This is a genomic window from Hornefia porci, assembly GCF_001940235.1.
GTDB classification, from domain to species: Bacteria; Bacillota; Clostridia; order Peptostreptococcales; family Anaerovoracaceae; genus Aminicella; species Aminicella porci.
This window is the reverse complement of the sequence record NZ_MJIE01000001.1, coordinates 679,726-692,733: the sequence shown is the minus strand read 5'-3', so window position 1 is coordinate 692,733 and position 13,008 is coordinate 679,726. Positions and strand designations below refer to the sequence as shown.

General features: G+C 51.2%; 9 protein-coding genes. 5 read left to right on the top strand and 4 right to left on the bottom strand.

Annotated elements, in window-relative coordinates:
- Positions 1-51: 51 nt before the first annotated feature.
- Together BHK98_RS03270 and BHK98_RS03265 are read right to left on the bottom strand one after the other, a co-directional pair.
- Positions 52-243: a hypothetical protein gene (locus BHK98_RS03270; RefSeq protein WP_075712099.1), complete on the bottom strand. Its 192-nt coding sequence runs from the start codon at positions 241-243 to the stop codon at positions 52-54.
- Positions 240-1,892: an ISL3 family transposase gene (locus tag BHK98_RS03265; protein WP_158024447.1), complete on the bottom strand. Its 1,653-nt coding sequence runs from the start codon at positions 1,890-1,892 to the stop codon at positions 240-242. Before BHK98_RS03265 ends, BHK98_RS03270 begins: the two co-directional genes overlap by 4 nt.
- 1,049 nt (positions 1,893-2,941) lie before the next feature.
- Here BHK98_RS03265 and BHK98_RS03255 point away from each other — a divergent pair.
- Complete coding sequence (locus BHK98_RS03255) at positions 2,942-3,973, top strand: NAD(P)H-dependent amine dehydrogenase family protein (protein WP_075712167.1); 1,032 nt, start codon at positions 2,942-2,944, stop codon at positions 3,971-3,973.
- Positions 3,974-4,161: 188 nt separating this feature from the next.
- Here the strand turns inward: BHK98_RS03255 and BHK98_RS03250 are convergent, their stop codons facing one another.
- Complete coding sequence (locus BHK98_RS03250) at positions 4,162-5,097, bottom strand: SIR2 family protein (RefSeq protein WP_075712166.1); 936 nt, start codon at positions 5,095-5,097, stop codon at positions 4,162-4,164.
- Between the two features lie 5 nt (positions 5,098-5,102).
- Complete coding sequence (locus BHK98_RS03245) at positions 5,103-5,762, bottom strand: GntR family transcriptional regulator (protein ID WP_075712165.1); 660 nt, start codon at positions 5,760-5,762, stop codon at positions 5,103-5,105.
- Positions 5,763-5,986: 224 nt separating this feature from the next.
- Here BHK98_RS03245 and BHK98_RS03240 point away from each other — a divergent pair, with 224 nt between their 5' ends.
- From BHK98_RS03240 to BHK98_RS03225, 4 genes are all read left to right on the top strand, one after another.
- Positions 5,987-6,904, top strand: coding sequence for a phosphate acyltransferase (locus BHK98_RS03240; protein ID WP_075712164.1), 918 nt, complete (start codon positions 5,987-5,989; stop codon positions 6,902-6,904).
- Positions 6,901-8,013 carry a butyrate kinase gene (buk, locus tag BHK98_RS03235; protein ID WP_075712163.1) on the top strand — a complete coding sequence of 371 codons (1,113 nt, stop codon included), beginning with the start codon at positions 6,901-6,903 and terminating at the stop codon, positions 8,011-8,013. The genes BHK98_RS03240 and buk overlap by 4 nt, the downstream gene beginning before the upstream one ends.
- A 230-nt stretch (positions 8,014-8,243) precedes the next feature.
- Entirely contained in the window at positions 8,244-10,685 is a 2,442-nt protein-coding gene (locus tag BHK98_RS03230) for a S8 family serine peptidase (protein WP_158024449.1), read from the top strand.
- A gap of 18 nt (positions 10,686-10,703) precedes the next feature.
- Positions 10,704-12,308: a hypothetical protein gene (locus tag BHK98_RS03225; protein ID WP_075712161.1), complete on the top strand. Its 1,605-nt coding sequence runs from the start codon at positions 10,704-10,706 to the stop codon at positions 12,306-12,308.
- Positions 12,309-13,008 lie beyond the last annotated feature (700 nt).

Genomic DNA, 13,008 nt, shown 5'->3' with positions numbered 1-13,008 from the left:
CGCTTTGAATTGCAACGATTCTGATGTCAGTTTTCTTAATGAGAGTTTAGGTTAAAGTACCAGACGTGGGAAGGGTTCGTCTTCATTTTGTTCAGAATGAGCATGGTTTCTGAAATAGATGAATTCATCCCATAGATTCATCCAGGACAGGAATCCGTACAGGCAGTTTAATTCCGTTGTTTGAAAATCGAGATCCGTTTCAAGATCGAGGATATGTTGATGCAGTTCTTGATAGGTGGTCATCTCAAATCACCTCCCTTATTGATGTCAAGAAAGGCTTCGTCCAGTATTCTGCTGGCAGCAATGAAGTCACATGGAAGCCCCGCTTCATTGAGGATCCTATCCGGGTTGTTAAAAGGACTGTTGCCTTCAGCCACCCAGTGCCGAAGGGAAAGAAGCTCGTCCTTTGAGCAGTCGTACATTTCGAGAATCGACTCGAGCTCAGCGTTCAGGACGCGCTGTTTACTCTTAGGAACTGTGTTCCGGTATCTTAAAGAACGAGGCCGGTCTTGTCCGACAGGCTCGCGTCCGTTTAATTGGGGATCGTTTCTTGAAGCAAAGAGGAACCGATTCCGAAAATGGTTGAAATTACGGAAACCCCGCCCCATCCGTTTCAGATCTTTGGCCTTTCTGTTCGTGGATTCGATAGGACCGTTGGACAATCTCGAAATGATAGCGCCCCCGTTTTTATCAAGCCGTTCCATCAGAACGAATGAGTTGATGATAGGTTCCCTGTGTCGTTTCAGGAGTCTGGAAAAACGGATAAAGATGTCGTGATCGCAATGGGCGTAGTCATTGATCAGTTGATTCAATTCGATTGCCGCCTTTTGAGGCTTGCCGGCATTTACTGTGTTGAATCGCACATAACGCTCTTTCAGATCATGGAGTTCTTTCAACGCGGGATCAATGAGAAAAAAGCGTTCCTTGTAATCGGAGGTTCTCATCAGGCATCTGAAGTGCCGGTCCATGTGTGGTTCCTCGTGATATGTGATGGAATCTGCATTGGAAAGTAAAAGGAAACGGTAGTGCTTCAGCAGATACAGTTCATCGGACATTGGAAGCCTTACCTGGTGTCCGGCCTTTTCCGACAGTTTTTTCTGCCGTATTTCGTCACGCTCTCTGATCGTATTCTGCAGATCGCGTATGAAATCCGCAAGTTCTTTGACGATCCACTGGATCACATGGAAAGAATCTACGACAGATACTGCGTTCGGAAAGTATCTCTCAACATAGCGAAGATATTCATTGTTCATGTCCGTGATGAGATATTGAACGGCAAAACGTTCTTCCTTTGGAATGGATGCGAAGTATGGTTCAGTCACATTCTGCCTGCGGCTTTCGAGCAGATCAATCACTTCTCCTGTATGAAAATCCTGAACGACCAGCGCATATTGACATATCTGATCGATGTCGAGATGAACTTCGTCGATGCTGATCGCATCCGTCAGGGCAATCCTCTTCATGTTGACATACCGGTCAAATACGTTGATGGCGTATGTGTCAGAAGTGTTGAACTTCCTTGCGATATCTGCGGCAGACTTAGTCAGATCCCGGAATTCATTGACGATGAGAAAGTCGGCTGCGTTTGTGTTCCGACGGTGTTTACTTATGAAATTAAAAGATTCATTTTCTTCATATCGACATTGCCCGTTCGTACAGCGCCAGCGCCGCTGCTTCAGTAAAAGGACTAACTGATACGTGTCCTGCAATATCGGATGATTGACCCTTCGGATCCTGATCCCTCTGGAATGCATTCGAAAGCTGCACCGGGGACAGAATCTGATCTCCGGTGGTGTCGACAACGTAACCGTTTTGACACGTCCCTCTGTGGAGATGTCCTCGATTGTTATTGCAGGGTCTTCTAATTCAAGAAATCTTATGATATCATTCATGTATGCTCCTTTCATTTTAAAATCGTTGCAGTTATATGATAAATGAAGAAGCATAGAGGAGGCAATCACGGCCTCCTCTAATCATTTTGAGTTCTTTTGCCCCTACGCACTGCCCCCATTGTCAGACCCCACGGAAGGAGCCCACTGTTAGACCCGAATGAACAGAGACCCTAAAAAACTTTGATTACCCAAAAACTTTGATTACCCTAAATTACATGCCGGAAGGTCATATAGGCTTTCCGGTTTTTATTGCATAAAAACGAAAGGAGGCCGGAAATAGCAGAAGTAATTATCCAATCACTTGATGAACTTAAGGAAATTGTCAGGACAGGTATACACAGATGCTAAAGCATTTAGTAATGTATCAGATTGGATTGTATTTGGATTAAAATCTGCGATGAGCCTCTCAACCATTTAAAATGCAGGCTCTGCAGAATGCGTACACAGTCCCCGCAACCATGTAATTAAAGACGGTGGCTTGTGCCACCGTCTTTTAATTACATTGATTAATCAAAAGGACTTGAACCTGAAAAGGCCACGGCGTGAAGCGAGAATGTCCGGTGGACATTCGGGCAGCCGTGTGTCCAAGGCCGCTGCGGAGAGCGGCGAAATAATTGCCGGCATCCTCGGCTCTATAGTTTCGCGATATACAAGAGGAAAAATATACAGAATATAATCCCTACAACAAGCGCGATTGATATAAAGCTAATCCCTACAAGGGCGCCAACCGCGGAGTATTTAACGATCTTATAGGCGCGCGGGTGCTTTTTTAGTTTGATCCAGGGTAGCAGCGGGATATCAAGGATAGCAAACATGTTGTAACGTCGTACCGGGTACGTTCCTTTTTCCTTCAGATCAATTAATCCGTTTTTGGAGAACGGGCCGCCAAAATCATGTAAATGATATTTTTCTTTTATTTCATCAATGGTTAGATGCTTTGCTTCCTCTTTGCCGGCTTTGTATGCATTCCAGCACCGCACCGGAGACACGGAACAGGTACCACCGGGTTCTATTTCGCGCGGTTTGATCGGTACGGGAGGAGGTAAAACATGGAAAAGATCAAAGTTGTGCAATATGGCTGCGGTAAGATGAGTAAGTATATTCTGCGGTATGCCCATGAGCACGGGGCGGAAATTGTCGGCGCAATTGATGTGAACCCGGACATTATCGGAATGGATGTCGGCGACTGGGCGGAATTGGGAATCAAGACCGGGGTCTCCATCTCTGACGATGCGGATAAGGTTCTGGATGAATGTGACGCGGATGTGGCTATCGTGACCTTATTCAGTTTTATCAGAGACATTTATCCGATGGTGGAAAAGTGCGTTGCCCGGGGAATCAATGTTATCACGACCTGTGAGGAGGCGATTTACCCGTGGACGACGGCGGCAGCGGAAATCAACCGTCTGGACGCGCTGGCAAAGGAGACCGGATGTACAATTACCGGCGCGGGGATGCAGGACATATTCTGGATCAACATGGTGGCGATGGCGGCTGCGGGCTCTAACAGGGTGACAAAGATTAAAGGAGCTTACAGCTACAATGTGGATGAGTACGGAATGGCGCTTGCCAACGCGCACGGATGCGATCTCACCCCGGAGGAATTTGAGAAGAATATAGCCCATCCTAAGGAATTTGAAGCCTCCTATGCATGGAACTCTGTAGAGGCCATCTGTAACAAGCTGCACCTCACCATCAGAAGCATCGACCAGAAGCATGTGCCGATCACGCTGGAAGAGGATATTTACAGTGACACTCTGGGGAAAGAGATTCAGGCGGGACGCTGCATCGGAATGTCCGCCGTGGTAACGGCGGAAACCATGCAGGGGATTACCGTGGAGGAGGAGACCATCGGAAAGGTTTACCGTCCTGAGGACGGGGATATGTGCGACTGGTGGATAAGCGGAGAGCCGGATGTGGAGTACTACGTTGTGAAGCCGGCAACGGTGGAACACACCTGCGCCACCATCGTAAACCGGATTCCGACGCTGATTAACGCCCCGGCAGGATATGTTACAGTGGATCAGATGGATCCGATCGCGTATCTTCCCTATCCGATGGAGTTTTATGTGGAGGAATAATTCTTCTGAAAAGACCTTTCTGAAGTGTAAAAAATCCCCGGGGCGGGTATAGCCGGATTTGCGCCTTCGATTCGATGGCGGTCTGCGGCTCCCGTCCGGGGCTTTTCTGCCGGCGTTCGCAGAACCTGACCGACGGTTCCTGTTGCCGGTGTCTGTAAAACCTGACCGATGGCTCTTTCTGCCGGCGTTTACAGATCTTGACTGATGGTCTCTGCAGTTCTGCGGTAATAGTCCGCGTAATCGCTGCTTTCCAGGGACTCCGGGATGTATTCCACGGCGTAGGCTTCGCAGAGAAGCTGCTTGGCCAGGCATTTCCGCATATAGGAGATGCGCTCCACCGGCCGTTTCAGTTTCTCATCCGTAGCGTAGTAGAGGCGGATGGAGCCGCGTCCGAAGATCTTCTTGCAGTTCACCAGCCACCACAGATCGGACTCTGAATAATCCATGCCCAGGCCGACGATGTATACGTCGCCAAGCAGGAAGTAGTCCACCCAGGAACGGGGGACAAAGGACGATCCGGCCTTTTCGCGCCGCGCGATTTCCTCTGTGAAGACACGGGAGTAGTTGTGCAGACGGCTGATGGCGTTTCCGTAGTAGTAATGGCCCAGGATCATGGAGTCCGGCTGCGTCAGATCCCCGTGAATGTGCCAGATCGGCGCGGCATCCTCCATTTTGTAATACTGATAGAGGGCATAGGTATCCTCTTCCGACGCGTCATCGACCGTTCTCCTCTGAAAAGGCAGATAAGCCTTTGTACGGCAATTGAAGGAGGGGTCGACGGCCTTTTCGATTTCAAAGGTGTAATTGGTGGTCAGCACCGCGTCCCAGGGCAGATCAGTGAAGCACTGAAACAGCGCCTGCTGCGCCGGAAGGAGATCGGTATCGTATTTCTGAGCGTTTTCCATCAGTCTGGTGTCGATCCGGTCTCCGGTGGCGATTACCGTCTGCAGCGGATAGGGCAGACTGGCGATGGCCCGGCGCTCCCGCAGTGAAAATTCCCGGTAGCCCAGGCCGGCGATCATGTCCGACCAGGAGAAGCCTTCATATGCGCGGTTCAGTCCGTTCCCCAGGAGAAGGATTCTGGGGGAGGTGTTCAGGTCAAGTTCTGTCAGTGTCTGAGGCATAGAAGTCACCTTGTCTGTTTCCCTTCCGGTACGGAGTCACCGTTCATTCTGCCGTAATGCTTCATAATCAGATGTCTTGCCTCCTCGTACCTGTCGTCTTCGATGGCCCGGAGGATTTTTCTGTGCTCCTCAATGATAATCAGACGTTCTTCCTCCCTGATGGACTGGTCGTACAGCGCGACCAGGTAGAAGATGTCCATGACCTCCAGATACATCTTCAGCAGATAGTCGTTTTCTGTGCAGCGGATGAAGCAGCCGTCGAACCTCATGGAGGTCCGGGTGTATTCGTGGAGAGGTGCGGTTTTGTGAGTTTCCAGCTGATGAGTCAGAGCCTCCCGCAGCATATCGCAGAGAGCGGACTTTTTCCCGGTATGGATATTCAGCTCCAGGGCGCCCAGCATCAGCGCCTCCACGGCCTTTTCCACGGACGCGAAAAGCTCAGGTGAATATTCGATGACCCGGGGTCCGGCGTTCGGAGTGACCTTGATGAGCCCGTCGCGCTCCAGCATGGAGAGAGCCTCCCGCACCGGCGTGTTGCTGACGTTCAGTTCGGCGGACAGTGCCATGATGTTGATTTTTTCGCCCAGTCCAAGTTCTCCGGAAAGGATGCGCTGACGGACGATTGTATAGATCTGTTCTCTGATTGTTGTTTTCTGGATAGTCATGGAATCCTTCTTTGTGCACAAAACATTATTTTTAGTACATTATACGGACGTGCGAATGGGATGTCAAGGTACGGAGCGGTGCAAGAACGATGGGAACGCGTACAATTCAATGGCTGAGCCAATGGCAGAGCATGTATTGAATATTGACAGACGGGGGAGATGCGATATAATAAGAATCAGATTACGCATTATGCACGATGCGCGGAAGGCGGGTGATATGGAAGATGAAATACAGCAGTTTTTCTCAGATCGTAGAGCAGTGTCAGGCACATGAACGGCCCCGTCGGGTCGCGGTGGCGGGCGCTGCTGAGGAGCATGTTATACGGGCGGTGATCCGCGCGGCGCGGGAAGGTATCGCTGTTCCTGTTCTTGTGGGAGACGAGGCCCGGATCCGGGAGCTTCTGGAGCAGTTCGGCGAAGAGCCGGAGCAGTACGAGACCGTGTGCGGAGGAGATTCCGGGGACTGCGGTGAAAAGGCCGTGGAGCTTGTCCGCGACGGATGCGCGGATTTTATCATGAAAGGCATGTCGGAGACGCGGGACGTGCTGAAGCCTCTTGTGAACAAAGAGAACGGAATGAACACGGGCAGGACGATGAATATTTTTTCCTACAATGAGGTTCCGCAGATGTCGCGGCTGCTGGCGATCTCCGACGGGGGCATGATTTTGTATCCCACTCTGGAACAGAAACGGGATATCATTCTGAACGCGGTGGATATCTTCCACAGACTGGGCGTTGAAAATCCAAGCATCGCCGTGCTCGCAGGGGTCGAAAAGGTCAATCCGAAGATGCCGGAGACGGTGGATGCCGCAGCTCTGGAGGAGATGAACCGGAACGGGGAGCTTCCGGGATGCGAGGTTGTGGGGCCAGTCTCCTTCGATATCGCGTTCAGTCGGGAAATTGCTGAGCGTAAGGGCTTTCAGTGTCCCTACTGCGGCGATTTCGACATGGTGCTGGTGCCGAATATGTCCGCGGGAAATCTGATGCACAAGGCGATGATTCTGCATGGAGGAACAAAGATGGCCGGAATCGTCACAGGCGCGAAGGTTCCTGTGGTGCTGACCTCAAGAGGCGCGTCTGCGGAGGAGAAATTCGTATCGATGGCGCTGGCGTCGCTGGTCGCAGGAAGGGGAGAATTATGAGTATCCGTCAGCTGATTATCAATCCCGGATCCACCAGTACGAAGCTGGCGGTGTATGAGGATGAAAAGGAAATTGCGGGGGAATCTGTTTCTCATTCCCCGGAAGAGCTCGCCGCCTGTGGCGGTCTGTACGAACAGATTCCCTTCCGTCTGAAGGCGATTCGCCGGTTCATTGACAAACAGAATCTGTCCGTTTCCGATTTTGATGATATAATGTGCCGCGGCGGTATGGTATGGGGAATAGGGACGGGCGGATACCGGGTGAACGATGAACTGGTTACCGCGCTGTCTCATGAGGAGTACGCATCGCCTCATGCCTCCGATCTGGGCGGCATTCTCGGTAAAATGCTGGGGGATGAAGCCGGCGTCGACGCATATATTTATGATGCGGTTACGGGCGCATCACTGCCGAAGGTGGCTCAGATCACGGGATTTCCGGAAATTGTACGAAGATCCAGCTGCCATGTGCTGAATATGCACGCGATGGCGGAGCGCTTCGCGCAGGATCAGGGCGTGGCGTATGATTCCCTCAGACTCATTATCGCCCATATGGGCGGAGGGGTATCCCTTTGTGCCATCGAAAACGGGCAGATTGTAGATTCCATCGGCGACGACGACGGTCCCTTTTCCCCGGAACGCTCCGGGTTTACGCAGATCCTTCCCATCGTCAGACTTTGTTACAGCGGAAACTACACCTATGAGGAAATGAAATCCATGATTCGCGGAAACGGCGGACTGAAGGCATATCTGGGAACCTCTGACGCCCGGGAAATCGAGAAAATGATTGCGGACGGGAACAAAGAGGCGGCGCTGCTGTATCGGGCGCAGGCCTATCAGATCTCCAAGGGGATCGGGGAGCTCTCCATCGTGCACAAAGGAAAATGCGACGGAGTGATCCTGACCGGGGGGCTTGCGTATTCCGGGATGCTGACGGCGATGATTGAGGAATACGCGGGATTTATTGCACCGGTGTATATTTATCCCGGAGAGCATGAGATGCAGGCGCTGGCGCTGGGGGGACTCAGGATCATGACCGGAAAAGAGGAGAGCAGGGAATTTCACCTTGACGATATCAGAGCCTCCGGTCAGATGACTTTCGCCGCGCCGTGAGCTCCTGAGCGAGACGACTGACAGACAGTCCTGCCGCAGGACAACAGAACAGATCTGATTTTGTATTGAAATTTCAAGCATCTTCTGCCGATAAGCTGCTGCTGAACATGCGAATAAAAAAGAAAATACTTGACAGGTATTGCGAATTATAAGAAAATTAGATGGAAGGGTGGAGAGAATAGACCTTCATCCGGAGGTTAATGTTCACAGCTATTGGGAAAGGAGACGCAGTGAAAGGAAGTAAGATTATCGTTACCCTGTCGCTTTCCGCAGCACTGATCATCAGTCAGGGCTGTGGCGTTTTCGGGTTGGAAAAACCAGAGGCATCCGGCCCGGAAAGTAATGTGGCGGCCAGACAGCAGACCGCATCGGAGCTGCTCAAGGGAAGAAAGTATGCGAAGCAGGAACTGATTGTCACATATGACGACAGCATCTCGAACAAAAGTATTCGGAAAAATGTGGAGAATCATGACGGAACCGCGAAGAAAATCATCACGGCCAACGAGGATGAGAAGGCCGTCAGAGTGAAGCTCGATCAGGGCGATTCCATGAAGGAAGCGATTCGGGAATTCCAGAACGACCGGAAGGTTGTGGATGTACAGCCGAACTACCGGTACAGAGTCAGGAACGACGACCCGTATCTGAATCCCTCCCGCGCGGCCAAATATCAGTACCAGATCAGTCTTCTGGACGCCAGGGGCGCATGGGATGTTCTTTCGGGGTCTCATGCGGTTACAAAGGTTGCCGCGGTGGATACCGGAATGGATACGAAGCATCAGGATCTGCAGGCGAATATGGCATCTTCGGCCTATGTCAGGACGCTGAACGGACAGAAAATCACCTCGAAGGACGACACCTCTGACCACGGAACACATGTGGCCGGAATTATCGCGGCCGACTACGGGAACGGATACGGCGGAGCGGGCGTCGCCTCCGGGTATAAGAATGATCTGGTCAAATTCATGATGGTGGGAGGAAGCCGGGATGGCGAATATTTCTACAGCTTCGACATCGTCAACGCCATCAATTACGCCGTCGACAACGGCGCCAGAGTCATCAACATGAGCTTCGGCGGCGAGTCGAGAGACCGTCTGCAGGAAAAAGCGATTCTGGACGGCGTCAACAACAGGCAGGTTGTTTTTGTCGCGGCAGCGGGAAATGACGCAAACGACGCATACAACGATCCCGGGAGCATGGGAGAGGTCATCGATGTTGCGGCGGCAGATGAGAAGGGCGTGTTCGCCAACTCCTACAGCAATTACGGAACCTATATTGACGTGATGGCGCCGGGAAGCTCGGTTCTGAGCACCACGCCGGGAGATTCGTATGAGATGATGAGCGGAACGTCAATGGCCTCGCCGATGGTGGCTGCCATCGCGGCCATGATGCTGGACGCGAACCCGGATCTGACGGCAATGCAGGTTCAGAATATCATCAAGGGATCGACCGTGAAGTCTGACGGATTCAGCAGGGACCGCGGCGGATACGGACTGGTGAACGCGAAAAAGTGCGTGGAGAATGCCAAAAACGCCAGCGCTTCGGTGGAGGCAGAGTCGATAACACAGAAGCTGAAGGAGGCGACCGTCACCGCCGGAGATGATATCTGTCTGGAATACAGAGTTCTGCCCGCGACATCTTTGTCAAAAGTGACCTGGTCCAGCAGCGACCCGTCGGTGGCTTCCGTGGATCAGAACGGCAGAGTTACCGGAAAGACAGAGGGAACGGTGACAGTCACCGCGAAGACGGAGAACGGAAAGACGGCTGCCTGCGAGGTTACAGTGAATAAAGTCGTGCCGGTCGAGTCTGTGACAGTCAGCAGCAAGGAGCTGCCGTCCAGCCATGAACTCGCGGTGGGAGACAGCGTCTATCTGAAGGCCAGGATTTTGCCCGGAAATGCCAGCAATAAAGAGATTTACTGGAAATCCGATAACGAGTCTGTCGCGACTGTAGACGAGAGCGGAACTGTGGAAGGCGTCGGAACCGGAACCGCCACCATCACCGGATACGCATTTGCGGCTCCGGCGGCGGCACTGTCCGAGAGCAGTCCGAAGATGATAAAAGGAAGTATCAGCGTCACGGTGAAGAACAGAGCGGCGAAAATTGTCTTCACAAAGACCGCCAAATGGATTCCGATGGGAAAGACGTTTGAGTTCGGAGCTGTTCTGCAGGATGAGAACGGAAAAAGCGGCTCGGACATCATTGCTAATGATAAAATAACCTGGACCGTCAATGACCGTACGGTAGCTGCCGTCGATTCCGGGACGGGCGCGGTCACGCCGAAGAAACCGGGCGTGTTCCATCTGAGTGCATCCTACAGCAGCCTGCCGGGTGAGGATGCGGATATTACTGTATACAAAAAAGTGATCGTCGCGAAGAAGACGTATAAAGGAAAGAGCGACTATAATCTCCGGCAGTACGGGAAGAAGAAGAAAACATCAGTGAAACTGAAATGGAAAAAGAATCCGGTCGCCGCCGGGTACGTCGTCAGCCGTTCCGACTCCAGAAACGGGAAGTTCAGGACAGTGAAAACGATTTCGTCAGGCAGCCGCGTGAAATGCAGCGTCAAGACGAAGAAAAAAGGATATTACAAGGTAAGAGCGTTTTATAAAGACGGCGGAAAGACCTGTTATTACGGGTATTCCAATGTCGTAAAGGCGGTAGTTAAGAAATAGCAGAGAGGCGGTAGAAAGATGTTAAAAAAGACGATGATCGCGCTGCTGATCGTAGTGATGACGGTTACATTTATGCCGTCGCTGGCCTTTGCGGCTGACAGTGGTTCTGCGAAAACGAGCACGGAAAAAACCGGTAAGGTGAGCATCGGCAAACAGAAACTCAGCAAGAAGAGAATCGGTGCGATAATCCGCAACGATGAGGAAGACGTTTCCCTGACAAACATCAAGGAAATGCTCCGGGACGCCATCAAATCCACCTGGAACGACTCTGTGGAAGAGGAAGAGGACTATTGTCCCGAGGTATGGAATGAGATGCAGACCGCATACAATACGGTCATGAAGAGGGTGAACGACGCAACCTCGGCCGATGAGATAATCGAAGGATATTTCTTCTTTTTCATCATCGTTCCCGATGAGATCCTGGAGCCGATTCAGACCATAGAAGCTCTGGGAAGCCAGACCAAGCAGTATGTAACCGGGGCGTCCGACCTCAGGGATATGAAAACGGAACTGAAGAAGGATGCGAAAAAAGCCCTTTCCGGCTACAAGGCTTCAGATTATAACTCCTATTACCGGGGGCTGATCAATGACAGGAAGGCCGGACTCGCAGAGAAAATCGACAAGGTGAGCACCTTCGGTGAATACGCCATTGTCGCAGCTGAGGTTGAAGAAATCGAAGAGAACGAGGATGACTCCTACATTGAGATCGATGAAGATTCAGAGGATGAAGAGGAAGGCATCTCCATCGGAAACTGGCTCTACACGAACAAAGAGATGTCCGCCGCCCGGAAGCTGCTGGTAAAATGGGCGAAGGAATACATCCGTCAGGATCTGCCTGATATGGGCTACAAAGGAAAGAAGGATGCGTTCGACGGACAGCTGAAGGCCTTTAAGGCGCAGCTGAAGAAGGATGAGATTATGACCGTCATGCTGAAGCGGTACGATCACTTCATTCAGGATGTGACAAAGGCCGCGGGAATCGATGAATCCCAGATGGAGGAAGCGTCTAGCGGAGACATTGTCCGGCTCAAGAAGAAAATGAAGCAGATCTTCTATCAGTACAAGAGGCGGGATTACAGCAGCGACAACTGGGATAAGCTGGGAACCATCTACGGGAAATATATCGACCGGGCCGACATGATGTATCTGCAGGTGCAGGTCCGCGACAGTGTTGCCGATGAGATGAAGGCCGAGATGGACAAGGTTCCGGATAAAAAGAAGGAACTGAAGAAGCTGAAGAAAAAATACCGGAAGAATCTGAAGAAATACCTGAACGGGAAAAAGTATAATCAGAAGAAGGCAAAGCCGATTGTCCGCAAGGCGTTAAAGGCGGTCAGCGACTGCAGGGATCCGGAGGATCTGCGCGATATGTACAAGTCATATACGCGTGCTCTGAAGAAGACTCTGCGCAGTTTTCGGATTAAAACCGGCAAGAGCGGAGCAGGTACAGTGAGCAAATCTAAAACAGTCAAATACGGCAAGAAATACGTTGTAAAAGTGACGCCGCGCGCCGGTCACCGGACGGTTTCGGTGAAAATCGACGGAAAATACAAGAAGCTGAAAAACAAATACACGTTTAAATCAGTGAAGAAAGCCCATACTGTTTATGTCGTGTTTCAGTAATCCGGGAACTATGGCGTGAAAGCAGGAAATCGGGCTTATCGCTGAATGAACGGTAATGAACGGTTCGGTCGCGGGAAATCCTTTTCCGCGGCCGTTCTGTTTCCTAAGGCCGTTCTGTCTGAGAAAGAAATAATACATTGAAAATTCTGTTTTTGACTTGACATTCCCTTCGATTGTGCTAAAATAAAAACAAGAAAAGCGAGAAGCAAGGAAGCGTAAAGCGACGAAGCAGGTTCGCTTGAGATCAAGTCATATCTTGGCTGATATGGCGTATGAAGGAGGGTGAGTCCACCAGAAGTGTTTGAGCAACAGAATAATTGAGCCGGTTACATCATTGGAGCCAGGGTTATCCGGAAAGGAGATCAAGGTTCTGGGCTGAAGAGGAAAGTTTCGGGAACTGCGGAAGGGCAGGGACGAAAGATGGAGCCTTCGGAGTGAAATAAGATGTAACCGCTCAATTTTTTTTTGACTTTTTTGCGTTCATATGTTTTTCCCTGTTGCTTTTTTTTCTTCCGCGTAGTATTATGTTGGCATCACGATGACGAGAAGAGTAGGTTCGCATCCCGGTGCACAGAGAGGAGTGGACGGTGGGAGCATTCCGGCCGGAGCGTACTGAAGACCCCCTCCGAGTGGCACCAATCATGCCCGCGTGGCTGCGTGAAAAGCCGAAAAGAGCGTCGGACGGCACAGAACTGGCGGG

Coding starts and splice junctions, on each gene's coding strand:
- BHK98_RS03270 (WP_075712099.1), bottom strand. CDS start 243: ATGACCACCTATCAAGAACTGCATCAACATATCCTCGATCTTGAAACG.
- BHK98_RS03265 (WP_158024447.1), bottom strand. CDS start 1,892: ATGAATGATATCATAAGATTTCTTGAATTAGAAGACCCTGCAATAACA.
- BHK98_RS03255 (WP_075712167.1), top strand. CDS start 2,942: ATGGAAAAGATCAAAGTTGTGCAATATGGCTGCGGTAAGATGAGTAAG.
- BHK98_RS03250 (WP_075712166.1), bottom strand. CDS start 5,097: ATGCCTCAGACACTGACAGAACTTGACCTGAACACCTCCCCCAGAATC.
- BHK98_RS03245 (WP_075712165.1), bottom strand. CDS start 5,762: ATGACTATCCAGAAAACAACAATCAGAGAACAGATCTATACAATCGTC.
- BHK98_RS03240 (WP_075712164.1), top strand. CDS start 5,987: ATGAAATACAGCAGTTTTTCTCAGATCGTAGAGCAGTGTCAGGCACAT.
- buk (WP_075712163.1), top strand. CDS start 6,901: ATGAGTATCCGTCAGCTGATTATCAATCCCGGATCCACCAGTACGAAG.
- BHK98_RS03225 (WP_075712161.1), top strand. CDS start 10,704: ATGTTAAAAAAGACGATGATCGCGCTGCTGATCGTAGTGATGACGGTT.